The 25,895-nt window shown below is 70.1% G+C and carries 25 protein-coding genes; 12 read left to right on the top strand and 13 right to left on the bottom strand.

All coding sequences use genetic code 11. The features are described 5' to 3' along the window. Positions 1-28 precede the first annotated feature (28 nt). Positions 29-1,900 carry an LCP family protein gene (locus ACQP2T_RS35095; RefSeq protein ID WP_433509182.1) on the bottom strand — a complete coding sequence of 624 codons (1,872 nt, stop codon included), beginning with the start codon at positions 1,898-1,900 and terminating at the stop codon, positions 29-31. Positions 1,901-2,035: 135 nt separating this feature from the next. After that, on the bottom strand, positions 2,036-3,247 hold the full coding sequence (locus tag ACQP2T_RS35090) for a neutral zinc metallopeptidase (RefSeq protein WP_433509181.1): 1,212 nt from the start codon (positions 3,245-3,247) through the stop codon (positions 2,036-2,038). A gap of 399 nt (positions 3,248-3,646) precedes the next feature. Between ACQP2T_RS35090 and ACQP2T_RS35085 the strand changes: the two genes are divergently transcribed. Beyond that, a complete protein-coding gene (locus tag ACQP2T_RS35085) occupies positions 3,647-4,516 on the top strand; it encodes a LysR family transcriptional regulator (RefSeq protein WP_433509180.1) in 870 nt (289 codons plus the stop codon). 117 nt (positions 4,517-4,633) lie between these two features. On the opposite strand, the gene ACQP2T_RS35080 is transcribed toward ACQP2T_RS35085, so the two are convergent. The 3 genes from ACQP2T_RS35080 to ACQP2T_RS35070 form a co-directional block, all read right to left on the bottom strand. Continuing rightward, positions 4,634-5,980: a sensor histidine kinase gene (locus ACQP2T_RS35080; protein ID WP_433509179.1), complete on the bottom strand. Its 1,347-nt coding sequence runs from the start codon at positions 5,978-5,980 to the stop codon at positions 4,634-4,636. Continuing rightward, positions 5,973-6,647, bottom strand: coding sequence for a response regulator transcription factor (locus ACQP2T_RS35075; RefSeq protein WP_433509178.1), 675 nt, complete (start codon positions 6,645-6,647; stop codon positions 5,973-5,975). Before ACQP2T_RS35075 ends, ACQP2T_RS35080 begins: the two co-directional genes overlap by 8 nt. A gap of 122 nt (positions 6,648-6,769) precedes the next feature. After that, on the bottom strand, positions 6,770-7,015 hold the full coding sequence (locus ACQP2T_RS35070; RefSeq protein WP_433509177.1) for a winged helix-turn-helix domain-containing protein: 246 nt from the start codon (positions 7,013-7,015) through the stop codon (positions 6,770-6,772). A gap of 195 nt (positions 7,016-7,210) precedes the next feature. Here ACQP2T_RS35070 and ACQP2T_RS35065 point away from each other — a divergent pair, with 195 nt between their 5' ends. The 6 genes from ACQP2T_RS35065 to ACQP2T_RS35040 all read left to right on the top strand — a co-directional run bounded on the left by ACQP2T_RS35065 (position 7,211) and on the right by ACQP2T_RS35040 (position 12,092). Next, positions 7,211-7,798, top strand: a complete 588-nt coding sequence (locus ACQP2T_RS35065; protein ID WP_433509176.1) for a hypothetical protein — start codon at positions 7,211-7,213, stop codon at positions 7,796-7,798. Positions 7,799-7,832: 34 nt separating this feature from the next. Next, entirely contained in the window at positions 7,833-8,189 is a 357-nt protein-coding gene (locus ACQP2T_RS35060) for a hypothetical protein (protein WP_433509175.1), read from the top strand. Positions 8,190-8,376: 187 nt separating this feature from the next. After that, positions 8,377-8,823 (top strand): hypothetical protein, encoded by a 447-nt coding sequence (locus tag ACQP2T_RS35055; RefSeq protein WP_433509174.1) that lies wholly within the window; start codon positions 8,377-8,379, stop codon positions 8,821-8,823. A gap of 173 nt (positions 8,824-8,996) precedes the next feature. Further along, a complete protein-coding gene (locus tag ACQP2T_RS35050; protein ID WP_433509173.1) occupies positions 8,997-10,172 on the top strand; it encodes a LolA family protein in 1,176 nt (391 codons plus the stop codon). Further along, positions 10,169-11,152, top strand: coding sequence for an ATP-binding cassette domain-containing protein (locus ACQP2T_RS35045; protein WP_433509172.1), 984 nt, complete (start codon positions 10,169-10,171; stop codon positions 11,150-11,152). Before ACQP2T_RS35050 ends, ACQP2T_RS35045 begins: the two co-directional genes overlap by 4 nt. Then, the gene (locus tag ACQP2T_RS35040; protein WP_433509171.1) at positions 11,139-12,092 is read left to right on the top strand and encodes an ABC transporter permease; all 954 of its coding nucleotides are present in this window, start codon (positions 11,139-11,141) and stop codon (positions 12,090-12,092) included. The genes ACQP2T_RS35045 and ACQP2T_RS35040 overlap by 14 nt, the downstream gene beginning before the upstream one ends. A gap of 98 nt (positions 12,093-12,190) precedes the next feature. Here the strand turns inward: ACQP2T_RS35040 and ACQP2T_RS35035 are convergent, their stop codons facing one another. Both ACQP2T_RS35035 and ACQP2T_RS35030 read right to left on the bottom strand, forming a co-directional pair. Next, positions 12,191-12,934 (bottom strand): YcnI family copper-binding membrane protein, encoded by a 744-nt coding sequence (locus ACQP2T_RS35035; RefSeq protein ID WP_433509170.1) that lies wholly within the window; start codon positions 12,932-12,934, stop codon positions 12,191-12,193. A 49-nt stretch (positions 12,935-12,983) separates the two neighbouring features. Beyond that, a complete protein-coding gene (locus ACQP2T_RS35030) occupies positions 12,984-13,517 on the bottom strand; it encodes an MFS transporter (protein ID WP_433509169.1) in 534 nt (177 codons plus the stop codon). A 165-nt stretch (positions 13,518-13,682) separates the two neighbouring features. On the opposite strand from ACQP2T_RS35030, the gene ACQP2T_RS35025 reads away from it, so the two are divergent. Continuing rightward, on the top strand, positions 13,683-14,120 hold the full coding sequence (locus ACQP2T_RS35025; protein ID WP_433509168.1) for a hypothetical protein: 438 nt from the start codon (positions 13,683-13,685) through the stop codon (positions 14,118-14,120). Here ACQP2T_RS35025 and ACQP2T_RS35020 read toward each other — a convergent pair. From ACQP2T_RS35020 to ACQP2T_RS35000, 5 genes are all read right to left on the bottom strand, one after another. Continuing rightward, entirely contained in the window at positions 14,114-14,554 is a 441-nt protein-coding gene (locus tag ACQP2T_RS35020) for a MarR family winged helix-turn-helix transcriptional regulator (RefSeq protein WP_433509167.1), read from the bottom strand. The two genes, ACQP2T_RS35025 and ACQP2T_RS35020, sit on opposite strands and share 7 nt — an antisense overlap. Continuing rightward, positions 14,551-14,763 (bottom strand): hypothetical protein, encoded by a 213-nt coding sequence (locus ACQP2T_RS35015; protein ID WP_433509166.1) that lies wholly within the window; start codon positions 14,761-14,763, stop codon positions 14,551-14,553. Before ACQP2T_RS35015 ends, ACQP2T_RS35020 begins: the two co-directional genes overlap by 4 nt. 65 nt (positions 14,764-14,828) lie before the next feature. Next, the gene (locus tag ACQP2T_RS35010) at positions 14,829-15,590 is read right to left on the bottom strand and encodes an ABC transporter ATP-binding protein (protein WP_433509165.1); all 762 of its coding nucleotides are present in this window, start codon (positions 15,588-15,590) and stop codon (positions 14,829-14,831) included. Between the two features lie 2 nt (positions 15,591-15,592). Next, complete coding sequence (locus tag ACQP2T_RS35005) at positions 15,593-16,381, bottom strand: ABC transporter permease (protein WP_433509164.1); 789 nt, start codon at positions 16,379-16,381, stop codon at positions 15,593-15,595. Beyond that, the gene (locus ACQP2T_RS35000; protein WP_433509163.1) at positions 16,374-17,270 is read right to left on the bottom strand and encodes an ABC transporter permease; all 897 of its coding nucleotides are present in this window, start codon (positions 17,268-17,270) and stop codon (positions 16,374-16,376) included. The genes ACQP2T_RS35005 and ACQP2T_RS35000 overlap by 8 nt, the downstream gene beginning before the upstream one ends. Positions 17,271-17,390: 120 nt before the next feature. Between ACQP2T_RS35000 and ACQP2T_RS34995 the strand changes: the two genes are divergently transcribed. Further along, positions 17,391-18,365: an alpha/beta hydrolase gene (locus tag ACQP2T_RS34995; RefSeq protein WP_433509162.1), complete on the top strand. Its 975-nt coding sequence runs from the start codon at positions 17,391-17,393 to the stop codon at positions 18,363-18,365. Positions 18,366-18,576: 211 nt separating this feature from the next. Further along, a complete protein-coding gene (locus ACQP2T_RS34990; protein ID WP_433509161.1) occupies positions 18,577-19,410 on the top strand; it encodes a siderophore-interacting protein in 834 nt (277 codons plus the stop codon). Positions 19,411-19,442: 32 nt separating this feature from the next. Here ACQP2T_RS34990 and ACQP2T_RS34985 read toward each other — a convergent pair whose 3' ends face one another. Further along, entirely contained in the window at positions 19,443-20,774 is a 1,332-nt protein-coding gene (locus ACQP2T_RS34985; protein ID WP_433509160.1) for an IS200/IS605 family accessory protein TnpB-related protein, read from the bottom strand. A gap of 440 nt (positions 20,775-21,214) precedes the next feature. Here ACQP2T_RS34985 and ACQP2T_RS34980 point away from each other — a divergent pair, with 440 nt between their 5' ends. Then, positions 21,215-23,755: a protein kinase domain-containing protein gene (locus ACQP2T_RS34980; RefSeq protein ID WP_433509159.1), complete on the top strand. Its 2,541-nt coding sequence runs from the start codon at positions 21,215-21,217 to the stop codon at positions 23,753-23,755. 2 nt (positions 23,756-23,757) lie between these two features. Then, positions 23,758-25,866, top strand: coding sequence for a protein kinase domain-containing protein (locus ACQP2T_RS34975; RefSeq protein WP_433509158.1), 2,109 nt, complete (start codon positions 23,758-23,760; stop codon positions 25,864-25,866). Positions 25,867-25,895: the final 29 nt, after the last annotated feature.

Raw genomic sequence — 25,895 nt, 5'->3', positions numbered from 1 at the left:
AGTGCCTGGCGGGAGACGGCGGCGGGGCTTACAGGCCGCAGAGCTCCGACAGGCTCTTGGCGCCCTTCTGGCTGTTCTGGGTGGGCGTCTGGGTGGGCTTGGCGGCGGCGTACGAACGAGTCGGCTTGGTCGTGGGCGTCCCGGGCGAGGACGTGACGTCAGCCGCCTGCGCGCTCCGGGCCGGCCGGACCGAGTCCTTGATCGCCTTGTCCGCGGCCCGCCGGATCTTCAGCCAGTCGGGACGCCCCGACAGGAACTCCGGTGGCACGAACTGCAAGCTGGTGATCCTGGCGCTCTTCACCTTGACGGCCAGCGCCACGAGCGGCTCGACCAGCTCCTGCGGGATGTTCGTCTGCGCGAGCCGCTTCGTCGCATCGGCGATCTTGCCGAAGTTCAACAGGATTTTGTCGGGCGTCGCCTGCTGCGCGAACGCGCCGATGACGCAGCGCTGGCGGGCCATGCGCGAGAAGTCGTCGCTGTCCACGCGCGACCGGCCGTACCACAGGGCCTGCTCGCCGGTCAGCTTCTTGTAGCCCGCCTTGATCGTGCCCGCGGTGCCGAAGTGGCCGCCCCACTTGATGTCGCGCTCGACGCGGATCTTGAGGCCACCGATGGCGTCGACCAGGTCCGCGAAGCCGTACATGTTCATCATGGCGTAGTAGTCGATCTTCAGGTTGAGCGTGTAGCCGATGGCGTCCATCAGCGCACGCGGGCCCCTGTTCTTGCCGCCCATGATCTGCGGGTTCTCAGTGGCGTACTGCCAGACCTCGTTGAGCAGGCCGCCGTTGGGCAACTCCGCCATGAAGCCGTTGGGGAACTGCTTGCGCAGCGGCGAGGACGGCGGGAAATGCACATGCTGCAGGTTGCGCGGCAGGCTGAACAGGACCGTCTTGCCCGTCGCGATGTCCACGCTGGCGATCGTCATGCTGTCGGTGCGCACGCCGGTACGGTCGCCGGCCGCGTCGCCGCCGATCAGCAGGAAGTTCACCCGGTCCTTGCCGTTCCAGGGATCGTCCTCCTTGATCGGCGCGACACTCGGGTCCGTGCTCAGGGCAATGGGGACGAAGATCTTCTGGGACGTGCTGCGCAGGGTCAGGACGAAGTTCGCGGTGAAGGCGAAGGGGGCCATGACCGAGACGCAGAGCACGCCGACCACGATGCCGGAGACGATCTGGCCCTGCTGTTTCAGCCGGTTGGGGCCGAGCGCCACGTACGACAGCACGATGACGGCGAACCAGATCAGCGCGAGCACGGCGGCGATGACGACGACCGTCATCTGCATGTCGGCGCCGGCGAACGCGGCGAGGTCCTCCTCGCTGCGCGTCAGCCCGTACGCCAGCCCGGCGAGCAGCAGCACCACGTACGCGCCGAGCATGATCAGGCCGGTACGACGGCGCCCGGCGCGCAGGTGAGCGGCGCCGGGGACGATGGCGGACAGCAGGGTCCAGCCGAGCAGGCCGCCCGTGGAGAGCGGCCTGGCGAACTGCGGCGCTCCCGAGCCCGCCCGCGGCCGGGGCTTGGGCCGCCCGGCGCCGGAGGGCGCGGGACCGCGAGCGCCCTTGCCGCCCCGACTCTTCCCACCCGGACCGGTGCCGCCCGGCCCGCTTCCACCGGGACCCGTCGGATGCGTGCCGGCCGGACGCGTGCCGTGGCCGCCCGCGGCTGGGGGGCCGTCCGCGGGGGCGTCGCTCTGCGGTGTGTCGTCCGCGGGGGCGCGGTTCTGTGGTGTGTCGTCCGCGGGGGCGCGGTTCTGTGGTGTGTCGTCCGCTTCCGAAGGTTCGCCCGTACGGCCGGCGTCCGAACCCTCTCCTGGTCCGGTTTCGGACCCTGTGCCCGAGCGGCGGGGAGCGCGCCGTTTTCTACCCTCGGGCGCGGTGTCCACCCCATCGCGCTTGCTCACACCGGCTCCTTCACACGCCTACCTGGCGAAACCCATGGTTTTTGCACCCCGTAGGGCACAAGATTGCCAGGAGTCTAGCTCCCATATAGGGACATCCAAGACATGTACCCAACCTGAGATGAACAGGCCGTGACATCAGGAGGTCGTCGAGGATGCCGCCATCCAGGTGTTGCACTGGAAGGCCTGGTTCCTCTCCCAGCCCTGCCGGAACCACCGGTTGTTGTTCACTCTGTTGCCGTGGTCGCGGGGATATCCGGGGTAGTCACCCACCTGCCCGTAGAACCAGAAGAGGCGGGCGCGGTTCGCGGTGTTGACCGGGTAGGACGCGGCCACCGACCGCATCCACATGCCGCCGAAGCACGTCGCCTGGAGCTCCAGCTTCCTGCTCAGTGCCAGCTTGCCGCTCCGGCTGCTGGAGTCGACCGTCTGCTTCCACCAGGAGTCCATCACGCCCGAGATGTTCTGGACGTGATGCCCGTACTCGTGGGCCAGCATGCTGATGATCCCGCCGTGCCAGGAGATGATCTCCCCGTAGCCGCGGGCGTTCCCGTTGCCCTTGGCCATGGCCGAGGTGGAGGCGTAGATGGTGTTGTTGCGCGGGCAGTAGTACGGCACCATGCTCCCCGGCGACGGATAGTCGCCGCAGGCGCCCCTGCCGCGCGTGGCCACGACCGAGTAGCTCGGCGGCGTGAACCGGATGCCCTGCCGCTGCATGATCGGCCCCCAGGCCCGGTCCATGCACCTGCCCGTCTTGAGGATCAGCGCCTTGAGCTGGCTGTGGCTGAAGATGCTCGCGCCGCCCGCCGGGCAGCTCACCCTGGGCAGGGTGCCGACCCGGTAGAGGGTGTTGTTCCTCGTGCTCGTGTTGAGCGTGGGCCGGGTCGGCGTCTCGGGCTCGGCGGACCGCGTAGCCGTCGGCTCGTCCGACCGGGTCTGGCTCCGCGACTCGGACGGAGACGGCGTCTCGTCGTCGTCATAGGAGTCGGTGTAGGAGGGGATGGCGACCGGCGTGGTCGTGTCGTGTCTGGACGAGCCCTTGAGCATCGCCCCGGCGATCACGAGCAGCACGAACAGCGCCGCCATCGACCCGAACACCGCCCCGAGGATGCCGACCACCCCCATGCCCGACTTCTTCCGCGGCGGCGGCCCCCACGGCCCCGGCGGCATGGGCGGACGCGGGGGAGGAGGCGGCTGCTGCGGATGCCAGGCGCCGCCCTGTGGCGGCCCGTACGGCCCGCTCGGCGGGTGCGGCTGCCCTTGCCCGCCCGGCGGGTACGGCTGTCCCTGAGGCGGGTACGGCTGCCCCTGGGGCGGCGCCCCGTACGGCTGGCCCTGCGGGGGATGCACCGGCCCCTGCGGGTAGACGGGCCCCGGCGGAGGCGGCGGATAGACCGGTCCTGGCGGGGGCGGCGGCTGCTGCCCCGGATGACCGTAACCCTGGGGCTGCGGCTCGCGGTGACCCGGCGGCGGCCAGGGACGCGACGGTGGCCGCAGGGGCTGACCTGGCCCCTGAGGCGGGGGTGGATGCTGCCCGTTGCCTGTCACCGTGTATCCCCCTTGACTCGGTTGTCCGTAAAGGGTGACTTGGTACGTCACTGGTTGGACATTTGCCGAATTTGGGGCAGAAGCATACCGATTTATCACCCGTCACAGAAGTCGCGGTGCCCGGCTACGGTCCGAAATCATTCGAGGTGATCTCTGCTATGTCCCGGACCGCGCGGCAGCTGGTGTCCTAGCTTCTTTGACATGAACCTCCAGCAGCTCCGCTACGTGGTCGCGACTGCGGAGCACCGCACCATGACCGACGCGGCCAGATCGCTCTATATCGCGCAACCTGCGCTTTCGCGCGCGATCCGCGATCTGGAACGGGAACTCGGCATGACGCTCTTCGCCAGGTCCGGACGCGGTGTCGTCGTCACCGCACAAGGCCGGCGGGTGGTCAAACTGGCAAGGGAGGCTCTTGATGCCGTACACGAGATCGAGAGCCTGTCCAATCACGGCAGCACAGGGGAGGCGGAGCTCCGCATCGCCTCCACGCCCAGCCTCGAACCCGGCCTGGCCGGACGGCTGCTGCCCGCCTACACCGCCGAGCACCCAGGTGTCCGCGTACACATCGTCCGTTGTGACGGCCGTGACGCCGTCGTCAACGCCATCAGGGATCAGCGGGCCGACCTCGGCCTGACCGATCTGCCCGTACCCACCGATCTGATCACCCATCCGCTCGAACGCCAGGAGATCGTGCTGATCTCCCCGCCCGGCCTCGAACTGCCCAATCCCGTGCCCATGGGCAAGCTCGACGGGATGCGCCTGGCCCTGCCCGCACGGGGCAGCGTCCGGCGCAGGGAACTCGACGCGATGTTCGGCAAGTACGCCGTCAGCCCGGTCGTCGTGCTCGAAACCGACGAGCGCAACGGCTGGCTCAACGCCGTACGCACCGGCCAGGCGTCACTGTTGTGGTACCGCGGCATGGCCGAACAGGCCAGCCGGGCCGGCCTCGTGGTGCGCTCGCTGGAACCCGCGGTCCGCCGCGTCATCGCCGTCGTGCACGCCCGTCGCCGCCTGCCGCTGATCGCCCAGGACTTCCTGGCCGCCGCCGAAAAGGGCAGCGCCGCCTGACCCGTCCTGAGCACATCGCCTTCGGCCGCCGCCGCGCCCGGCCGGAAGCGAGGACTCACCCCCGCACGAACCCCCGCACAAAACCCCCGCACGAATCCTGTGCGTCGAACCCCCTCCTCACCTCGCCACAGGCAGCCGCACGACCGCACGCAGCCCCGGTGCGGCGTCCTCCAGATGCACCCCGCCCCCGTGCGCCCGCACGGTCTCCCGGACGATGGCCAGGCCCAGCCCAGCGCCGCCCTCGTCGCGGCTGCGGCCCGAGTCCAGCCGCGTGAACCGGTTGAACACCCGCTCGCGATCCTGCTCGGGAATGCCGGGCCCGTCGTCGGTCACCGTCAGCACCCCGTCGGCCGTCAGCGCCACCTCCACCTTCGACGAGGTGTGCCGTACGGCGTTGTCCACCAGGTTGGTCAGCACCCGGCTCAGGTCCAGCGCGTCGCCGCGGACCACGACGGGATCGCACACGGTCAGCCGGGCCTCGCCGTACCTGTCGACGATCTGGCGCACCACCTCGTCGAGATCGACCGGCTCGCGTCTGGCCGGCACGCCGCCCCGCTCGTCCAGGCGGGCCAGCGCCAGCAGGTCCTCGGCGAGCCTGGACAGCCGCATCGCGTCCTCCATCACGCCCTCGGCCGTCTCCGGCCAGTCCTGGCCCTCCGGATGGCCGAGCGCCACCTCCAGCTGCAGCCGGATGCTGGCCAACGGGCTGCGCAGCTCGTGCGCGGCGTCGGAGACCAGCGCCCGCTGACGCTGCTCGGCCTCCTCCAGCCGGGCCAGCATGTCGTTGAGCGTGGTGGCCAGCGAGTGCACCTCGTCGCGCGACTCGGGCACCGGCAGCCGGCGCGACCTGGCGGTGTGCGTGATCTCGGCGGCGCCCCTGCGCAGCGCGGCGATCGGCCGCAGCGTCCGGCCGATCACCACCCAGCTCGCCACGGCCAGCAGCACGATGAGCATCGGCGTGCCGACCAGCAGCACCCGGCCGGCCGTACCGAGGCTCGTCTGGATCTCGCCGATGGGCCGGGCCGCGACCACGGTCCTGCCGTGGTCGGCGCTGATGACCACCACGCGCAGCGGCCCCGAGATCGCGAACGGCCGGCCGTCCAGGAACGTGGCCTGGCCGTCGCGCAGCACCTCGGCCCGCTCCCGCGCGTCCAGCAGCGGGACCAGCCGGTCGGCACCGTAGGTGACGTCCGTGATGCGGCCCGCCGCGTCGATCACCTGCACGATCGTGCCGTCGTGGGTGGCGATCGGGCTGGTCAGCGTGCCCGCGTCGGCCTGCACCCGCACGGTCTGGGCCTGCTGCCTGGTCGAGTCGTCGACGGTGCCGATGAGGGCCCGGTCCAGGACGGTCAGCAGCACCGACGCCGAGATGGCCAGCGCGAGCGCGAGGACTGCGGCGGCCACGACCGTCAGCCGGAAGCGCAGCCCCTGGCGCCGCCACCACAGCAGCGGCGAGTCAGCCACCGTCGCCCGCCAGCCGGTAGCCAGCGCCGCGCACGGTCTGCAGCGCGTTCCTGCCGAACGGGGCGTCGACCTTGCGCCGCAGGTAGCCCACGTAGACCTCCACCACGTTCGGGTCGGTGTCGAAGGTGTCCCACACGTGCTCCAGGATCTCCGACTTCGACACCACCTCGTCGCGCCGGCGCAGCAGATATTCCAGCAGCGCGAACTCCCTGGGCGTCAGCTCGATCACCTGCTCGCCCCGCTCCACCCGGCGCCGCGCGGGGTCCAGCGTCAGGTCGCCCGCCGTCAGCACGGCGGGCCGCCGCCCGGAGTCGCGCCGCAGCAGCGCGCGCAGCCTGGCCACCAGCACCACGTACGAGAAGGGCTTGGTCAGGTAGTCGTCGGCGCCCAGATCGAGGCCGTCGGCCATGTCGTACTCGCCGTCCTTGGCGGAGAGCATCAGGATCGGCACCCAGTTCTCCTCGGCGCGCAACTGCTTGCACACGTTGTAGCCCGACAGCCGGGGCAGCATGATGTCGAGCACCACGACGTCGTAGTCGCCGTGCCTGGCCGCGTGCAGTCCCTGCTCGCCGTCGTGGGCGAGGTCCACGGCGAACCCCTCGGCCTGGAGCCCCCGCTGCAGCGCGGCCGCCATCCGCCGCTCATCCTCGACGACAAGTACTCTCATGTGGCGATTCTCCCGTTCCTCCCCTGTGACGACGCTGAGAAGGCTGAGAGGCGTCTCAGCGTGGACTCAGGCTCGCCTGGGGTCGCGCGGCCGGTGCGCCGTCACTCGTCCCGGCCCCGCCTCTACCCTTCGTCGGCCGCCTGGCGGTCGACGACGAACGTGCCCTTCTGCGGCAACGTCGCCAAGACGCCCTCCTCGCGCAGCACGCCGACGGCGCGGCGGATGGTCTTGATGCTCACGCCCAGCTCGTCCGCAAGGCGCCGCTCGGCCGGGATCGGCATCTCCGCCTGGTATTGGCCAGCCTCGATGCGGCGTTTGATCTCATCCGCAACCTGCTGCCAGGCGTACGCGTTCGGCCGAATCTCCATGGCCTAAACGCTACTGATCCGCACAGATCCTCTATTCAGAGGGGTGCAGGACTCTGCAGAGGAGAGCAGAGGCAATCAGAGGTAGCGCGAGGTAGCAGATGGGGGCAGACTTGGGGGAGACATAGATCGGCCCCGCCCAAGCGTCAGCGCGCCGGAACGGGGCCTAACCGAGTTGCTGTTCCAGACGGGGGAGCCATGGTGATCGCCGCTCAGGCAGTCGTGCCGTACGTCACCGCCTACAGCGAGGAGACCGTCGCGCTCAACCTCACCTTCATCCGGGATGCGTGGTCATTGAGTGGGGTGCGGCTGTCCTATGCCGACCCCACGTCGAGTGACTGGGACATGGGCGTGCTGTGGGCCCGGCAGAAGACGCTCCGCCGCGGGAAAGTCCTGTACGACGAGCTTCACACGTTGCGGCAGAAGGAATGCATGCTGAGCAGGCTCTGCCAGGTGTGTCAGGGGCCGGCTTCCGACCCGGACACTGGGCTCCTCACGTGGGTTTTCCACGTTGAGCCGCCTGCCGCTTCTGGACACCTCAGCAAGCCGCCCATCTGCCGGGGCTGCCTGCCGGAAGCGATCACCGTATGCCCGTACTTGCGCCGCGAGGCCCATGTTTACAGTTCGGGCGACTATGGCGTGTGGGGTGTGAAAGGCCTGGTCGTATCCCCGGGTCGTAAGGCAGTCCTGCGGGACGTCCCACGAGACGACCTGCACACGCTGGAGTTCACCTTTGCCCGGGCCCTGGTAGTGCATGTGCCCGAGCTGCGCCGCGAGAATGTCTAGCCGACAAGCGATTCAAGAAGTAAGAGAGGTCCGCATGGAGGGGTCCACAGCGGAGGAGCGATTCCGGAAGGACAGCCGTGATCTGGCGGAGATAGGTTGCCAGGTGCGGGCGCAGCTGCCGCCCGTGACGGTTCGCCTGCCTGCGGAGCTGATCGGCAGGGCTCGTGCGGCGTGGTTCCGGGACGAGGACGAGGAGCTGCCGGACGAGGATTTCGAGGATTGGCTCATGAGGTTGCTGGCCGGTGAGCTCGCTCTCATCGGTCTGGCCGCGGGCGACCTTACGGAGTCCGAGGGCGGCGAGGTGGTCATCCAGCTCGATCCGCGGCAGGTCTCGCACGCCCTGTTCGCTGCGGGCCTTTGGGAGGATCGCCCTTGGCGGGCGGACCCCTGATTCCCGTCTGTACCATCCGCAGCGGCGATGGATACGTGACAGCGAAGGGCATCTTGTCCTGGGCCGGCCTCCTGGAGGGAGACGTGGTACCAACATCCGACTGCGAGGCCGGATTCACCGATGTCCACGACGTCGTCAAGGCTTTCGGCGACCGCATCGCCAAGCGTGAGTAAGGAAGCATCACCCCATGTTCGCCACTCGCGGTAGAAGGCTCGGCATCATTCTTGGGATGCTGTTGCTGGTCGCCGTCGCCGTCCTCTTCGTAACCGCGCAGATCAACAAACCGTACTGGCAGTGGATCGCCCAGGTGGAACCGCTGGCCGACGGGCGTACATTGCGCGCGGAACTGCTGTTCAGCAGGCCGAGGCCCGACGGCACCTTCTGCGAGCGAGTAGTGGACACGGTAGCGGAGGAGTCGGCCGCCCAGGTGGCGGTGGGCGTACAGGTATACAACGAGTGCGCTCCCGTCATGTCCTGGGGAAGGGTGAGGGGTTCGGCGGTTGGTCATCCCTACAGCGTGGATGTCCGGCTGCGTGCACCACTCGGGGGACGACTCATCGTTGAGAGGGGAAGCGGACGCCCCATCCCCATTCGAGGGGAATCCCCGCGGTACTCGACCGGGAAGTTTTCCTAGACGAAAGTTCTGATCGCATCCTTCCCGACATGGACGTTGGGTTGATCCCACACCGGAGCAGTGCTTCTACCAGCGGAAACGCGTCCGCGCTGAGAGGCGTCTCAGCTGGTCTCAGCCTCGCCTAAGCATGCATGACGCAGGCTCTGGTCATCGACATACCGTTAAGGAGTGAGATGCGCAGAGGAACGTTCGTGAGATGGGGAGTGCCGATCGCGGCCGCGGCCGTGATCGCCGGAGCTATGGGGGCCGGTCCGGTCATCGCCGCGGTCAGCGGCGATCCGGTGCTGCCCGAGCGTACGGCGCAGCAGTTGCTCGCCGACGCCGCGGCGGCCACCAAGGACAAGGCCGGCCCGCCGCCCATGTCCGGCACCGTGCAGCAGACCGCTTCGCTCGGTCTGCCCGCACTGCCCGACATGGGTGGCACGTCGCCGTTGAGCCTGCTGTCCGGCTCGCACGAGGTGAAGGTCTGGTACGGCGCCGGCGACAAGTTGAGGGTCGCCATGCCGACGCAGTTCGACGAGTCCAACCTGATCGTCAACGGCGACCAGGTCTGGTACTGGGACAGCGGCGACAACACGGCGACCAAGATCAAGGTGGCGAAGGGCGCCGAGAAGCCGCATGAGCTGCCCACGCCGGGGCCGGCCGACGTGACCCCGCAGCAGATGGCGGCGAAGATCCTGGCCAACGCCGACGAGCACACCGCCATCCGGGTGACCAACAACGCCCAGGTGGCCGGCCGTGCCGCCTACCAGCTCGTGCTCGCTCCCAAGGACGAGGGCTCGCTGGTGCAGGAGGTGCGGCTGGCGCTCGACGGTGAGAACTACATGCCGTTGCAGGTCCAGGTCTTCGCCAAGGGCTCGGCCGAGCCGGCCTTCCAGGTCGGCTTCACCCAGGTGACCTTCACGCCGCCGGCGGAGGAGAACTTCTCCTTCACCCCGCCCGCGGGCGCCAAGGTGAAGGAGGAGACGCTCGGTGCCAGTGGCGACGCCGAGCAGGTCGAGCAGAAGGCGGAGTCGGCCAAGGAGGTCCGCAAGGACACGAAGGTCGTCGGCGCCGGCTGGACCAGGGTCGCGGTCCTGCCCGCCACGCTGGCGGACCTGACGGCCAAGCCGGCCGAGACCCCGTCCGACGGCAAGCCGGGCAGCCACTGGAAGGGCGGCTCGGAGGGCGCCGACCCGAGCGCGCTCGTCCAGAACGTGCTCAAGACGGCCACCCCGGTCAGCGGCACGTGGGGCTCGGGCAAGCTGATCAAGACCAAGCTCGTCACCGCGCTGCTGACCGACGACGGCCGGCTGCTGGTCGGCGCGGTCACGCCGGAGGAGATCACCAAGGCGGCGGGCACCAAGTGACCGTTGTCACGCATGAAGCGGGGGCGCCCTTCGGGGCGGCCCCGCCCTCCGGCGACTCGGCGATCGTCACCCAGGGCCTGACCAAGCGCTTCCGCGGCGGCCAGGTCGCGGTCGACGCACTGGACCTGACCGTGCCGCGCGGATCGGTCTTCGGCTTCCTCGGGCCCAACGGCTCGGGCAAGACCACCACGATCCGCATGCTGCTCGGCCTGGTGGCGCCCACGGCCGGCGAGTACTCCGTGCTCGGCCTGCCCCTGGCGGACGCACTTCCCCGGGTGGGGGCGCTGGTGGAGGGGCCGGCGTTCTACCCGTACCTGTCGGGCGAGGCGAACCTGTACCGCTTCGACGCCGCCGACCCCACCGCTCTCGGCCGCACCGCGAAGAAGCGGGTCGCCGAGGCCCTGGAGCGGGTCGGCCTGTCGGCGGCCGCGGGCAAGCGCTTCCGCAACTACTCACTCGGCATGCGCCAGCGCCTGGCCATCGCCGCCGCCCTGCTCGGGCCGCGTGAGCTGCTCATACTCGACGAGCCCACCAACGGGCTCGACCCCCAGGGCACCCGCGAGGTACGCGCGCTGGTCAAGGAGATCGCCGCCGACGGCACCACGGTCTTCGTCTCCTCGCACCTGCTGACCGAGGTCGAGCAGATGTGCACGCACGCCGCGATCATGCGCGCCGGCAACCTGGTCGCCCAGGGCACGATCGCCTCGCTCAACGGCGGCCTCACCACCCGCGTCAGGGTCGAGACACCGGACGTCGCCGACGCGGCGCGGGTGCTCGGCACGCTCGGCCTGGCCGACGTGCGCACGCCTGACGGGGGCGTCGCGGCGGTGACGGCGGACCTGGGCGCGCACGCGCCCGAGGACATCAACGCGACGCTGGTACGGGAGGGCGTCGCCGTGCGCGGCCTGGCCGTCGTACGGCCGAGCCTGGAGGACGTGTTCGTGGGACTGACAGGGGAGGGATTCGATGTCGACGGCTGAGACGCAGGAGCGCCGGACGCCGGGGCTGGTGCCGGTGACCGAGACGATGCGCACCGCCGAGCGGCGGCCGTCCTCGGCGCCCGGTTCATCCGAGCCGTCCGAGCCGGCCGGGCCGCCGGTGCGGCTGGCGTCGGCGTTCTGGCGGCTGCTCGGCTCCGAGCTCGGCCTGACGTTCCGGCGGCCCCGCAATCAGGCGATGCTGGCCGTCCTGGCGAGCGTGCCGGTGCTGATCGGCATCGCGCTGCGCATCGCCAGCGCCGACGAGGCGGTCGGCGGGCTCATCGGCGCGGTGGCGGGCAACAGCCTCATGCTGACGTTCGCCTCGTTCTCCTTCCTGGTGCTGCTGCTGATGCCGATCGCGGTGAGCGTGGTCGGCGGCGACTCGATCGCGGGCGAGGCGGGCGCGGGGACACTGCGCTACCTGCTCGCCGCGCCCGCCGGCCGGACGCGGCTGCTGGTCGTGAAGTACCTCAACGTGGTGGTGTTCGCCTACGCGATCACTGTCGTGGTGGCGCTGTCGGCGCTGGTCACCGGGCTGATCCTGTTCCCGGTGGGGCCGGTGACGCTGCTGTCGGGCAGCACCATCTCGGTGGCCGAGGGCCTGCTGCGGATCCTCATCGCCGTGGGGTACGTGGGCGCGGGCATGGCGGCCCTGGCGGCCGTGGCGGTGGCACTGTCGACGTTCACCGAGGTGTCCATCGGCGCCATCGCGGCGACGATGGTCCTGATCATCGTCACCCAGGTGCTCCGGGCGATCCCGCAGCTCGAGGCGATCACGCCCTATCTGCTGCCCAGCTGGTGGACCAAGTTCGACGCGGTGCTGCGCAGCCCCATCGACTTCGCGGGTCTCGTTCAGGGGCTGCTGGTCTTCGGGGCGTACATCCTGCTGTTCGGCTCCATCGCGTGGGCCCGCTTCTCGGGCAAGGACATCACCTCCTGAGCGGTCCGGGCCGGTGAGATCCGACCCGGACCGTCTCGGCGGTCCGCCATCAACCGAGAGCCGCCCAAGCGTTCTGAGCCGCCCGAGCCGCTCGTAGGTCAGGACGGGCGGCGGCGCAGGGCCAGGATGGCGACCACGATGCCGATGACACCGACCACGAGCCCGGCACCGCCCAGCAGGCGCGCGGTGCCGTCCGAGGACGAGCCGGCCGCTACCTTGCTGACCGATGGGGCCATGCCGTCAGCGGAGGCCGAGGCCGCGGGGGCTGACGCGGCGGCCGACGGGGAGCCGCTGTGGTGGGAGTCGGACGCGGTCGCGGGGGTCAGCTTGAGCGTCGGAGCCGGGTGCTCCGCCTCGCTGCCGTCCGCCTTCGGGGCGTCCGCCCACTTGACCACCTCGCCGCCGGAGTATGTCTGCGTCGTCGGGAACGCGAGCTGATCGGTGTCCGTGGGCAACTGCCCCATGGACACCTCGAACTCCTGGAACTCGCCCTTACCGATCTTCCCGCCCGACCAGACGACCTTGGTGACGGCCTCCTTCAGATCGCCGTACTCGGTCTTGACGGGCTTGGGCAGCTTGCCCTCGGTGACTTTGACGCTCCATCCCGGCACCGGCTTGACCGAGACGAACGCCAGCGGGTGGTCGGTGGGGAAGGACACCTCGACCTTGACGGTCGAGGCGTCGTCGCGCTCGTTGGGCACCCGGAAGGCGACCTTGCTGAAGCCGCCCTGCTCGGCGGTGCCCGGGTTGATCGAGACGTGGGCCAGCGCGGGAAGGGCGAGGCCGGCGGTGATGGCGGTGGCGGCGGCCAGGACCGTGGTCGTGCGACGCACGAAGGACATGATGAATCTCCACTGGAATGAGCGGGGGGGTCGAAAAGGTGTCAGAGGATCAGGCGGGCAGTGGAGGACCACGCCTGGGGACACAGTGCAGGAGCAGCGGATCGACCGGGACGATCCGTACGATCACCATCGGGACGGCCGGCCGCACGGCGGGAACGGCGACCGGGCGCAGCAGCGCCAGACGGTGACCGAGGCGGTGCAGCAGCGCCCAGAGCGCGCTCTCGCCGCGCGCCAGCCACCACCCCGTGATCAGCGTGGCCGTCAGGTGCGCCAGCAGCATGCCGGCGGCCTGGCCGAGCCCGCGGCCGTGCGAGTGCGAGATGACGTAGGCGGTGCCGTCGGCGCCGAACAGCTCGTGCAGCCCGAACTGGGCGCACACCAGCGCAACGTTGATCGTCGCGGCCGAGCGCTCGCGGGCGCTCAGCGCCAGGGCCGGCAGCAGCACGGCGCCGAGGCCGAGCGCGGCCGTGTGCGGCGGGGGAACCGAACCGCCGCCCATCGCGTGCGCGAGCGCGGCGAGTCCCACGCAGACGGCGGCGAAGGCGGCCGTCCGCGCGAGCCTGAGGGGAAGTTCCGCGCGCATGGGTGTGTCACATGCTCTCACGAGGGCAGGCTTCGGGGAGACCGCTACTCTCAAGCCGCGCAATGCTGGTCGATTTGCGGCAATTGTCGCTAGGGTCGTGCCGAACACGTTGACATTGAGGTGAGAACGTTGCGGCACTTTGCAGGATTGCTCGTCGGAGTCGTAGTGACCGCAGCGGTGCTGGGAGGCGGCGGCTGGGCCGTCCAGCAGGCATTAGCCAGTGCGTCGGCCAACCCGGTGGGCGGGCAGAAGATGTGGATCGCGCTCGGCGCGATGGCGGCGGTCGGGCTGGTCGTGGGACTCGTGGTGGCGGGACGGATCTCGCCGATGGCCACGTTCGTGCCCTCGCTGGTGCTGCTGGCCTGGACCGTGGTCTACTCCCTCGACGTGAACCAGGCGATCTCCCTGATCCCCGCCGAGCCGTCGGTGAACCAGATCATTAGGGACATCGGCTCCGGCGACAAGATCCTGCTGACCACGGGCGTGTTCGCACTGCTCGGGGTCGCCCTGTTCATCCCGGTGCTGATGCCGTCGCGCTGGTCACGGCGGCACGAGGACGAGGATGAGGACTACGAGGAGAGCCCCCAGGCCGGCTATTACTGATCGCCGTCCTCGAGATTGGCGATCATGCGGGCCAGCGTCCGCATGAACGCGTCGATCTCCTCCTGGTCGATCCCCTCCAGCGCCCGCGCGTTCGCCGCGCGGGCGCCCTGGGCCAGGGTCTTCTCGATCTCACGGGCGCGCGGGGTGAGCGTGTTGCGGGAGCGCCGCCGGTCGTCCGGGTCGATGGTGCGCACGATCAGCCCGTCGCGCTCCATGCGGCGCAGTGTGTGGGCCATCGTCGACTGGTCGATCCTGACCCGTTCGCAGAGCTCCTGCTGGGTCAGCCCGTCCTCCTCGTAGAGGGCCAGGAGCTGGGCGAACTGCCCCGGCGTCACGCCAGTGGCGGAGATCCCGGCCCGCAGCCCGTTGCCGAGCAGCCGGGCCAGGTGGTTGAGCTGGTAGCCGAGGGATGACTGGCGGGGCAGCGACGTCACAGACGTTCCTTCGTACGGGCGAGGCGGCGGATGCGCGGCCACTGCCACATGGCCACGCCGGACGCCACGAGGACGGGCACGATTAACCAGCGTATCGCCGTGTGCGCGGGGGAATCGGCGGGCGGGGCGAGGTAGATGTAGGTGGCGATGGCCAGCCCGCCGACGAGATGCACGGCGCGCTGGATGGTACGGATCTGCTTGGCCTTCATGGCGCTGCCTCCAAGTTATATGGCTTGCCATGAATAATACATGGCAAGCCATATAGTCGTGATGGTCAGCGGCTGCCCGTGTAGAGGTGGGTGACCACGTCCTCGATCGTGGACTTCTCGGGTGCCGTGGCCATCAGCTCGTCGAGCGTGCCGTCGAACGCCAGCCGTCCGTGGTCGATCAGCATGACCCGGCGGCAGAGCCGTTCGATGTCGCCCAGGTCGTGCGTGGTCAGCAGGACGGTCGTGCCCTGCTCGGCGTTGAGCCGGCGCAGGAACGCCCGGATGCTCGACTTGCTGACCACGTCGAGCCCGATGGTCGGCTCATCGAGCACCAGCACGTCGGGCGCGTGCAGCAGCGCGGCGGCCAGGTCGCCGCGCATGCGCTGGCCCAGGCTGAGCTGACGTACCGGCGTGCGGGTGAAGCTCCCCAGGTCGAGCGTCTCGGTCAGCTCGTCGAGCCGCGTCTTGAAGACCTTGCGATCTACTTTGTAAAGGAGCCGGATCAGTTCAAAGCTGTCGCGCAGCGGAAGGTCCCACCACAGCGTCGTACGCTGCCCGAACACCACGCCGATGCGCCGCGCCAGCGTCGTGCGCTTGCGCGAGGGGTCGAGCCCGGCCACCCGCACCCGGCCCGACGTGGGGGTCAGGATGCCGCACAGCATCTTGATCGTGGTGGACTTGCCGGCGCCGTTGGGGCCGAGGTAGCCGACGAACTCTCCCGGCGCCACGGTGAACGACAGGTCGCGTACGGCGTGCACGAGGTTCCCCTTGAGCTTGAGGCTCCTGCGCACCTTGAACGAGCGCCCGGCCTGGTCGAGCTCGATCATCCTTAACTTCCCGTCGATCGGTAGTGCCGGATGCCCAGGCGCCAGGCGAACCCGGCGAGCAGGGCGAGGACCAGAGCCGCGACCGGCCCGAGGAAGCGCATGAAGCCCGGGGTGCCGAACGGGTCGTCCCTGTCCAGCACGTAGAGGGCGGGCTGCCAGTTGATGAAGGCCAGCGGCAGCGCGTAGGTCACCCCGCGCACCAGGTCGCGGCCGTAGATGGCGAAGGGGTATTGAGTGAGCTGGCCGCTGCCGTAGGTGAAGGCGTTGGTCACCTCGGGCGCGTCGGTCAGCACGAACTGCAGCGCCCCGGCCAGCGTCCAGAGCGCCCCGAAGATGACCATCCCCGTCGCGATCATGACCGGGACCATCCAGAGCCGCCCGGAGTCGAGGTCGAGGGCGCTGATCGCGTAGCCGAGCACGATCGCCGCCTGCAGGACGCGGCCGGCGCGGGTCGGCAGGAAACGGTCGGCCGCCAGTTGGATCCAGGCGCTCACGGGCCTGATCAGGATGGTGTCGAACGTGCCCGCCTTGATGTGCTGGCTGATGCGGTCGATGTTGCTGACGAACAGGTCGCACAGGCAGAAGGCCAGGTTCGCCGTGCCGTACAGGAAGAGCGTCTCCTCGCGGGAGAAGCCGGCCAGGGAGGTGGTGTTGGCGAAGATGATGAGGATCACCGCCACGTCGGTGCCCGCCACGAACAGGCCGAGCACGGTCGCGAGGGCGAACGAGGCCGGGTAGGCCATCGCGGCGCGGGTCCAGGTCCAGGCCAGCAGGAAATAGGTCCTAACCACCCTGGATCACCACCTTGTGGCGGATCGCCCGCGTGCCGAGCGCGCCGGCGGCCAGCAGCGCCGCCGCCCAGCAGCACTGGAAGGCCAGGGTCTCCAGCACGGGCGCCTTGCCGAGGTAGAGGTCGGTGGGTGCCTGCACCATCGCGGCCCACGGCAGCGCCCTGGCCAGGTCGCCGAGCATGCCGGGGAACAGGCTGAGCGGCAGCAGCATCCCGCTGAAGAGCGTGGTGAGCACCAGCGAGAACGCCCCCACGCCACGCTCGTCGATCAGCCAGCAGACGGACAGCGAGACCAGGTAGCGCCAGCCGAAGCTGGCGATCATCCCGGCCAGGAAGCCGGCGAGGAAGGCGAGCCACTGCCCGGGGCCGGCCGGATAGGTGACGCCGAACAGCGCGGCGCCCAGCAGCATCGGCGGGATGCCGCGTACCAGGAACAGGTAGCAGGCCCGGCCCAGGTCCTCCGACAGGGACCAGAGCAGGAGCGAGGCGGGGCGGACGAGGTCGAGCGCGATGTCGCCGCTGCGGATCCGCTCGGGGATGGCCAGACCCGTGCCGAACAGCTGCATCGGGCCGATCAGGGCCTGGGTGATGAAGCAGAACGTGACGGCCTGGGTGACGTCGTAACTGGCCAGGCCGGGTCTGGCCTGCCAGAGGGCGATGAGGATGTAGGCGCGAAGGATGCCGAAGACGCTGTTGGTGAAGGCGCCCGCGATCGCGGCCCAGACGTAGGTGGCGTGTTTGCGGAAGCCGTACCGGACCAGCCGGGCATAGAGCGGTATGGTTTTGCACCTCCGGAGAGTGATGGCATGGTGACCAACCGTGCCCGGACCCGCACGCGGGTCAGCCGATGGAAGCCTTGAATTATCTGCTTCACGGTCGGCGATCCGCAACGCGATAAACGACGCGCGGGCGTGTCCGGGACACGTCGCCGAAATGGTCCCGTAAGCGAGGAGATACTTACTTGCGAGTAGAGCGATGTTCTGGGGGGAAAAGATTCATCGGAGGGATATATGGACTTGGACAGGGACGTCGCTCCCGACTATCCACTGAGCTGGCAGGCTCGCGCGGTCACCGGTCTGATGCGCGGGACTCTCAAGCCGGCCTCGCACCTCCTGATGCGCCACCCCGTGACGATCGACTGCGCGGCCCGGCTCGGCGAGCTGGGCCGGCTGGTGCCGTTACGGCCGCCCGGCCACGTGGACGTCGAGTCGGCCGCCTTCTCCGCGTGCGGCGGTGAGTGGGTACGCGCGGGCGCGGCGCCCGACGAGGGCAAGGTGCTGCTGTACTTCCACGGCGGCGGCTACTTCTCCTGCTCGCCCAGGACGCACCGGCCGATCACCTGGCGCCTGTCCGTCGCGGCCCGCCGCCCGGTGCTCGCCCTCGACTACCGCCAGGGGCCGGTCCACAAGCTGGCCGACTCCCTGAGCGACGCGCTGGACGCCTACGACTGCCTGCTGAAGCGCGGGTACGCGCCCGAGAACATCCTGTTCGGCGGCGACTCGGCGGGCGGGCACCTCACGCTCGTCACCCTGCTCGCCCTGCGCGACCGCGGTCTGCCGCTCCCGGCGGCGGCCGTCTGCCTGTCGCCCTGGGCCGACCTGACGGACCTGCCCAAGCGCGCGAACCGCTGGCAGGACCCGATGCTGCCGGCCGGCCGCATCCGCTGGCTGGCCCGGTGCTGGACCTCCGGCCTGGACGCGCGCGATCCCCTCGTGTCGCCCGTGCTCGGCGACTTCGCCGGTCTGCCCCCGCTCATGATCGTCACCGGCTCGACGGAGGTGCTCCGGGACGAGGCCCGGCGCGTGGCGGTCAAGGCCAGGCTGGCGGGGGTGCCGGTGACGTACGAGGAGTGGCGGCGGATGCCGCACGTGTTCCCGATCCTGGCCGACGTGCTGCCCGAGGGCAGGCTGGCCTTCCGGCACATGGCGAGGTTCTTCGCCGCGGTCGCGGCGGTGCGGTCGTCCTCTCTGGAGGACGCGGCCTGACCGCGCGGACGTCCTGGCTGGTGGGCGTGGGTCGGCCCTCTTGGGGCTCAGGGCGGTCTTGGTGATGCGATGCTGGACGGGTCGCGGCGAGTGAATGGTGTGCGGGAATCGGGTAGATGGCGTCTTTGTCGTTACTCGTGGTCGCCGGCCCTGACCGGACCCGGGGATCAGGGTGTAGGTTAGGCATGCCTAATATTTGAGGAGTGTTCCGATGGCCGACAAGCCCAGAGATCACCATCGTGGCGTAGTGATACGTACGGAGCGGATCACGCCGCACATGATCCGTGTCGTGGTCGGTGGTGAGGATCTTCGGGACTTCGCCACCTCGGGTCTCACCGATCACTACGTCAAGCTGGTCTTCCCGCACGAGGGGGTCGACTATCCGGTCCCGTTCAACGTCCAGCATGTACGCGAGACCATGCCACGGGAGGTCTGGCCACGGCTGCGCAGCTACACCGTGCGCGCCTGGGACCCCGACACCGGGGAGATGACGCTCGACTTCGTCTACCACGGCGAGGAGGGCATCGCCGGGCCGTGGGCCGCGCGGGCCGTGCCCGGTGACGAGCTGTTCATGCTCGGCCCCGGCGGCGCCTACGCGCCGCGCCCGGAGGCGGGCTGGCATCTGCTCGTCGGTGACGAGAGCGCGCTCCCGGCCATCGCGGCCGCGCTGGAGACACTGCCCGACGGCGCGACCACCTACGCCTTCCTCGAGGTCGACGGGCCGGAGGAGGAGCAGAAACTGCGGGTCTCGGGTGAGACGCGGCTCGTCTGGCTGCACCGTGACGGCGCGCCCGTCGGCGAGGCGCTGGTGAAGGCGGTGCGCGAGCTGGAGTTCCCCGAGGGTGACGTGCACGCGTTCGTCCACGGTGAGGCGGGGTTCGTCAAGGAGCTGCGGCGCCACCTCAGGGTCGAGCGCAAGGTGCCGATGGAGCAGCTGTCGATCTCCGGCTACTGGCGGCTCGGCGCCGACGACGAGGGCTGGCGGGCCGCGAAGCGCGACTGGAACCGCCAGGTCGAGGCCGAGGAGGCCGCGGCGCTCGGCTAGGCCCCGCGTGCGCCTTACCTCCGATACCGTTCCTAACCAGTGAACGTGAGTTGCACTGGCGCGCCCCGAACGGTGTTGGGCGCGCTGGTCTCCCGCGTTCTGGCCGTATCCGGGCTGGGCGCATCGTGTGCGTGGTCCGGTGTGCGGTGGCGGGATTCCTCACGCCCGGCGGCACACGGTTCGGCCTGGATGCTCCGATGCCCCACACGATCGCTCTGGTCGTGCGGGGGCGGTGGCGTCCGTCGCCGGATCGGGTACTGCTGGGCGCGTCGTGCGATAGCCACGGCGGCGGCATCGTGGCGGGTGGTCTGGCGTGTCCGGCTGGTCAGGGGGTTCTGCCAGTGCTGGGCTCCCCACCGGGAGGTGTAGGCGGGATCCACCGCGATGACGCTGATACCGGCGCCTTCGGCCATGGAAGTGAGCCGGGCGCGCAAGCGGCCGGTGGGCATGCCGGAGATCAGCCGCCGGAACCGTTTGTTGCGGCCGTGTTTCTCGCGGGTCTTGTCGTGCGCGAAGTCCAGGTCTTCGATGGCGATCGCGGCGACGCCGCACTCCCGGGCCCAGTGCAGCAGGCGGGTCAGGGCGTGCCGGACCTGGGCGTCGCGGTGCCCGGCGGCATCGGACAGGTCATAGCCGAAGCGGCGCGGGTTGCCGATCGGGTTGCCGTGCCCGTCCAGCCGCCAGGTGGCCAGGTGATCGGCGTTGGTGTCCACCCCGATCACCCCGCCGGCCAGCGCGGCCTGGAGCGGGATGATCGTGGTCGGCTGATGCTGCCAGGAGGCGGTCAGATACCAACGGCCACGCGCCACCTCCAGATGGATGCGGTAGGCAACAGCCCGGTTTGCCTCCACCCGGTCGGCCCACTCCTGGCCCCGGTGCGCGAAGCACACTCTCGCGGCGAGCACGTAGCGGCCGTGCCCGGCGTTGGCCAGGTGAGCCAGCGGCGCTGGCAGCTTGATGCTGACCTGTCCGTCGGGGGTGAGTTGGATGGTTTCGTTGCCGTAGCGCTTGCCCGACTCGCCATCAGCCTGCAGGAACCACCGCTCGGCCTGCCACCGCTCGCGCCACTGCGTTTCGGTGAGCTGGGCGGCGGCCAGGTGGTGCCGGGTGGTGAGCAGCCGCTTGCCGTCCCGCACGACGTGCACCCGCCCGGCCTCGAAGTCGACCCGTTCCCGCTGCAGTCGGTCGGTCAGCACGTGCAAGCGGCGGGTCTTGGCATGCCACTCCCGCCTACTGCGGTAGCCGCCCGGCGCCTTCTTCGAACCCTTCGCGCCGATCGGCTGAGCCAGCCGGTGCGCGATCGCCGCGATGCCCGCCTCAAGGGAGCGGAGGTGGGCCGCCTGGCAACGGCGGGCCAGCCTCATCCCGCCAGGTCAAGCCCTTGAGCCGGTCACGAATCGCCACCCCGCACGGCCCCGCAGCCACGTACGACGCAGCGATCGGACGCAACGCCTCAGCCATGCCCGACCGTCCCCAGCGCCGTACAGGTGAACAAGTCCACCGGCAGGCGACCACAGCGGCGGGCGCACGACGCGATCGGCACCTCCACGACATCACCCCACCGACACACTCGGATCATCCGCTACCCACCCCCGACCTTCGCTGACAGTGACCGTTAGGCTACCGAGAGTTGACCTGCCGAGCCGAACATACGAGCGGCACACACCCGCCACCCACCGTCCCGACTACACCGAACGCCTCATGCACACTCAACAGCCAACAGTTCGCAACCTCTGCAATTTCCGGCGACAAGTCACCATAATTGGTGATCTACGGCCTGGTTGTGCCGGGAGGAGAAATCCCGATGCCGGAGTTCGAACCGCTGCGCGAGGAAGAGCCCGTCCAGGTGGGCGTGTACCGGCTGATCGGACGGCTGAGCCCGGACGTCTTCGTCGGCGCGCCGAACCCCGCCGGAGCGGATGAATCGCCCCCACCTCCACCTCCTCCGTCGGTGTCGCCGCCGTCGGCGGCGGATGAATCGATGGCGCCGTCGGTAGCGGGGGATGTATCGGCTCCGCCGTCGTCGTCTGCGGAGCTCGTCGTGGTGAAGCTGCTGCACCCGGAGATCGATCAGGAGCGCTTCCTGCGCCTGATCGAGCCCTTCCAGGAGGTCTCCGCCTTCTGTACGGCCCAGGTGCTCGGGTCTGGACTGCACGACGGCCGGCCGTACGTGGTGAGTGAGTACATCGACGGCCCCACGCTGGAGCGGACGACCGCGACGGGCACCCGGCTGCGGAACACGGCGCTGCACCGGCTCGCCGTCGGGACCGTCACCGCGCTGGTGGCCATTCACCAGGCGAACGTCGTCCACGGCGACATCCGGCCGGGCAATGTGGTGCTCGGCCCCGACGGGCCCCGGCTGATCAACTTCGGCATCGGCCGGGCGATGGCGGGCACGGCGTCCGCCACGACCCGCAAGGTGGACGTGCCCGCCTTCACCGCGCCCGAACGGCTCGGCGGAGCCGCCGCCGAGCCCCCGGCCGACCTGTTCTCGTGGGCGGCGACGCTGGTGTCGGCGGCGTCCGGGCGCTCTCCCTTCGAGGGCGGCTCGATGGCGGGCACGGTCAACCGGATCACCAACGGCGAGCCCGACCTGCCCGACCTCGGGGACCTGCGCGATCTGGTGGTGGCCTGCCTGTCGAAGGATCCCGCCTCGCGTCCCACGTCGAGTGAGGTGCTGCTGCGGCTGGTCGGGGAGACCAACTTCCTGACCGCCCGGTTGCCGCCACCGTCCGGGCTGCCCTACAACCTGCCGCCGCCACGGTTACCGCCTGACTCGCAGCCGCAGCCTTCCTCCTCCCTGGATTCGCAGCCGCCCTCGTCGCAGTTATCGCCGGATTCGCCGCAGTCGCCGTGGCAGCCGGGGTCGGCTGGGCAGGCGGGGGAGTGGCCGGGGTCAGCCGGGCAGGCGGGGGAGTGGCCGAGGTCGGCTGGGCAGGCAGGGGAGTGGCCGGAGCCGACCGGGCAGGCCCCGGAAGGGCGGGCGTCGGCAGGGCAGGAGTCGGCTGGGCAGGAGTCGGCTGGGCAGGAGTCGGCTGGGCGGCGCAGGCCTGCTGGGCTGGAGCCGGACGGATGGGCGTCGCGCGGGCGTGCGTCGGGCGGTCTGGGGCCGGATGGGCTTGAGCGACAGGGGGTGGACGGGCGGGGGCCGGACGGTGTCGCGGCGGCTCTGCCCGCACGGCGGGGCCGAGGGACGCTGATCGCCGTGGCCGCGTTCGTCGCCGGAGCGCTGGTGTCGGGCGTCGGCGTCTACGCGCTGACCGGCCAGCGGCTCGTGGCGGCCTCCGGCCCGACCGCACCCCGTTCGACTTCGGCCGGTCCCGTCAGTCCCGGTCCCGTCAGTTCCGGTTCTGTTGGCACCGGCCCCGTACGGTCCGGTGCCGCGTCGGGTGCGCCCACCTCGGTCATCACCGCCGCGCCCCCGATCACCCCCAGCGTGACCAGCGCGCCGGTCGCCAGTGTCGCGCCCAAGGCCGACAAGGACGTCAAGCTGGCCGACGTCGACGCCATCCTGCACGAGAACTCCGCCGACCCCGTATGGCTGGCCGCCTACCTCCAGGTCAAGAGCCCGTACAAGGCGTTCGCCAGGGACAGGTCCGGCCGGTTCAAGGAGGTCGGCCTGGCCGAGGAACCGCGCCTGTCACCGACGGGCGACTGGGTGGCGCTCAACCCGTGGGTCAAGTTCCAGAGCTCCGACATGGATCAGGTGCGGCTCACCAACCTGAACACCAAGGAGTCCTTCACGGTCAACACAGTGAAGAAACCCGCGCAGACCTGGTCCCCAGCCTGGTCGCGGGACGGCAGGCGGCTGCTGCTGTCGGTCTCGAACGCCAAGCGGACGTTGATCACGGGCTTCGCGGTCATCGACGTCCAGGCGCGGACGGCCACCGTCGTGGAAGCGCAGTACAAGGACGCCAGCAGCCTGCCCTTCGCGTTCACCCCGGACGGCAAGATCGCCAGAGGTTATAGCGCCACCAAGAGCCAGGGCATCGAGACGTACGACATGTCGGGCAAAGTCACCCACAGCATGCATTGGGTGGGCAGGCCCCGCGACGTCTCCTGGTATTCCCCGTCGGGCAAGCAGTTCATGACGGTCTGCCCCAACAACAAGGAGATCTGCATCTGGGACGCCACGACCGGTGACCGCACGGCCACCGTGCCCGGCGTCGAGGACGACTCCTACGTGCTCGGCTGGTTCAACGAGGATCACATCCTCGTGCAGGAATCCGCCAAGAAGGGCAGGGCCCACGTCGAGATCATGGACTTCCTGGGCCAGGTCAAGCGCGTCCTCGCGGACGTCGCCCCGAACAAGAGCGCCCGGCAGTTCGCGCCCAAGGCCCCGTGACCATGGAACCGCGCCCCTTGCTCGCGGGCGACCCCGCCCAGGTGGGGCCGTACCGCGTCGCGGGCCGGCTCGGCCAGGGCGGCCAGGGGGTCGTCTACCTCGGCGAGTCGGCGGCGGGGGAGCGCGTCGCGATCAAGCTGCTGACGCACGCGAGCGGGGACGAGGGGCGGGCGGGGTTCGCCAAGGAGATCGAGCTCGCGCGACGGGTGAAGGCGTTCTGTACGGCGACCGTGCTGGCGACCGGCGAACTGAACGGCGTGCCGTACGTCATCAGCGAGTACGTCGACGGGCCCTCCCTCGCCAGGGTGCTCGCCGAGCGGGGCCCGCTGCGGCCGGCCGAGCTGCGCCGCCTGGCGATCGGCAGCCTGACCGCGCTGACCGCCATCCACCAGGCCGGCGTGGTGCACCGGGACCTCAAACCGGGCAACGTACTGCTCGGCAGGGAGGGTCCCCGGGTGATCGACTTCGGCATCTCCCGGGCGCTGGACTCCAGTGAGCTCACCGGCGAGCATCTGGTGGGCACGCCGCCGTACATGGCTCCGGAGCAGTTCGGCGGCGCCGGCGCCGGGCCGCCCGCGGACCTGTTCGCCTGGGCGGCCACGGTGGTGTGCGCGGCTTCCGGCAAGCCGCCCTTCGGCTCGGGAGACCTGCCGTCCGTACTGAACCGGATCCTGTCGGCGGAACCCGACCTCGGTGACCTGCGCGGCGATCTGCGCGACCTGGTGTCCCGCTGCCTGGCCAAGGACCCCGCCGCCCGGCCCACGGCCGCCCGAGCGCTGCTCACCCTGCTCGGGCACCCGGTCCCGCCCCAGGGCCTGCTCACCGAGGGCACCAGATCCGCGGCCCCACCCACCCCCACTCGACCCGCCGCCACCTCATCGTCTGCAACCCCGTCCGGGGGATCGCAGGCCGGGCCGCAGTCTGTGCCGCATTCGGTGCCGCCGGCTGCCGGTGTGCCTTCCGTCCCCTCTGGTCCGTCCCCGTTGACGCTGGTTCCGGGTCGGCGCTCCGGGCGGCGGGTGGCGCTGATCGGGACCGCCGCGGTGCTGGTGGCGGCCGCGGCGGTGGCCGTCACGATCAAGCAGGCCGGTACGACTGTCCTGGGCACGCCGGGAACCCCAGGGACCGGAGCCGCAGCCACCGCCCAGACCGCCAGCCCGTCCTCGACGTCGTCCGGCGCGGCGGCGACCGACGACGTGCTGCCCACGACCTCGACCACCACGGTGAAGGTCCCCGGTACGAAGATCACGTTGCACGAGAACCCCGCCGACCCCGTCTGGGTCAGCTCCGCCTATGGGACCGCGCAGCAGGGCGAGGGTTCTCCCGCGTATGTCCGCGACGCCAAGACCGGCAAATTCCAGTATTTCGGGAACTTCCAGCAGCCGACGGTCTCGCCGCACGGCACGTACGTAGCCGCCCTGTCCATCACCACGCTGAGCCGTACCGACTACAACACGATCAGACTGGTCACGACGGCCACCGGCGAGGACGTCGAGCTCCGCACCGCGGACAAGCCCGGCAACACGATGGACGCGAGGTGGAACGCCGACGGCCGTCACCTGCTCATGACTCTCTTCACCGGCAAACCGGGCTCACTGAACATGGAGGGATTCGTGATCGTGGACGCCGCCACCAAGACCGTCCGGTCCCGCCTGACGCCCGGAGGGCGCAAGGGCGGCTATTCCTGGGGACCGGACGCCTCGACGCTGATGCGCCAGGAGACGGACGGCGCGATCTCTTTCGTCGGGCTGGACGGCACGGTGGCCCGCTCGTTCCGCGACAAGGGCGACCTGATGAACGTGGGCACCGCCATACTGCGCCTTGGTACGGGGATCGCCACGGTCTTCGCCACGACCTGCCCAGGCACGCTCAAGGGCCTCTGCCTGTGGGACGCGACGACCGGTGCCAGGCGAGCCGTCATACCGAGTGACAGGAGTACGGTCTTCAACGGCTGGCTGGACTCTGAGCACTTCCTCGCCACGGTCACCAAGGCAGGCACCACCCGGCTGGTCCTGGCCGACCTGAACGGCAAGGCCCAGCGAGTCCTCGCCGATGGGCCCGCGACGGAGCTCAAGGCGGTCACCCTCTGGTACAGCAGAGCCAGGACATGAGGTGGCCGCGCCAGGCCGGGGGGACGTCT

Origin of the sequence: Nonomuraea sp. CA-143628, assembly GCF_050942315.1 — a bacterium.
Lineage (GTDB): Bacteria > Actinomycetota > Actinomycetes > Streptosporangiales > Streptosporangiaceae > Nonomuraea.
Note: the sequence above shows the minus strand (reverse complement) of the source record. Positions and strands in the feature narration are given on the sequence as shown.

What these genes read in the sequence shown, in the direction of transcription:
- ACQP2T_RS34985 (WP_433509160.1), bottom strand. Translation starts at nt 20,774, where the DNA reads ATGAGGCTGGCCCGCCGTTGCCAGGCGGCCCACCTCCGCTCCCTTGAG.
- ACQP2T_RS34980 (WP_433509159.1), top strand. Translation starts at nt 21,215, where the DNA reads ATGCCGGAGTTCGAACCGCTGCGCGAGGAAGAGCCCGTCCAGGTGGGC.
- ACQP2T_RS35070 (WP_433509177.1), bottom strand. Translation starts at nt 7,015, where the DNA reads ATGGAGATTCGGCCGAACGCGTACGCCTGGCAGCAGGTTGCGGATGAG.
- ACQP2T_RS35085 (WP_433509180.1), top strand. Translation starts at nt 3,647, where the DNA reads ATGAACCTCCAGCAGCTCCGCTACGTGGTCGCGACTGCGGAGCACCGC.
- ACQP2T_RS34975 (WP_433509158.1), top strand. Translation starts at nt 23,758, where the DNA reads ATGGAACCGCGCCCCTTGCTCGCGGGCGACCCCGCCCAGGTGGGGCCG.
- ACQP2T_RS35040 (WP_433509171.1), top strand. Translation starts at nt 11,139, where the DNA reads ATGTCGACGGCTGAGACGCAGGAGCGCCGGACGCCGGGGCTGGTGCCG.
- ACQP2T_RS35015 (WP_433509166.1), bottom strand. Translation starts at nt 14,763, where the DNA reads ATGAAGGCCAAGCAGATCCGTACCATCCAGCGCGCCGTGCATCTCGTC.
- ACQP2T_RS35010 (WP_433509165.1), bottom strand. Translation starts at nt 15,590, where the DNA reads ATGATCGAGCTCGACCAGGCCGGGCGCTCGTTCAAGGTGCGCAGGAGC.
- ACQP2T_RS35060 (WP_433509175.1), top strand. Translation starts at nt 7,833, where the DNA reads ATGGAGGGGTCCACAGCGGAGGAGCGATTCCGGAAGGACAGCCGTGAT.
- ACQP2T_RS35035 (WP_433509170.1), bottom strand. Translation starts at nt 12,934, where the DNA reads ATGTCCTTCGTGCGTCGCACGACCACGGTCCTGGCCGCCGCCACCGCC.
- ACQP2T_RS35050 (WP_433509173.1), top strand. Translation starts at nt 8,997, where the DNA reads ATGCGCAGAGGAACGTTCGTGAGATGGGGAGTGCCGATCGCGGCCGCG.
- ACQP2T_RS35030 (WP_433509169.1), bottom strand. Translation starts at nt 13,517, where the DNA reads ATGCGCGCGGAACTTCCCCTCAGGCTCGCGCGGACGGCCGCCTTCGCC.
- ACQP2T_RS34995 (WP_433509162.1), top strand. Translation starts at nt 17,391, where the DNA reads ATGGACTTGGACAGGGACGTCGCTCCCGACTATCCACTGAGCTGGCAG.
- ACQP2T_RS35075 (WP_433509178.1), bottom strand. Translation starts at nt 6,647, where the DNA reads ATGAGAGTACTTGTCGTCGAGGATGAGCGGCGGATGGCGGCCGCGCTG.
- ACQP2T_RS35055 (WP_433509174.1), top strand. Translation starts at nt 8,377, where the DNA reads ATGTTCGCCACTCGCGGTAGAAGGCTCGGCATCATTCTTGGGATGCTG.
- ACQP2T_RS34990 (WP_433509161.1), top strand. Translation starts at nt 18,577, where the DNA reads ATGGCCGACAAGCCCAGAGATCACCATCGTGGCGTAGTGATACGTACG.
- ACQP2T_RS35065 (WP_433509176.1), top strand. Translation starts at nt 7,211, where the DNA reads ATGGTGATCGCCGCTCAGGCAGTCGTGCCGTACGTCACCGCCTACAGC.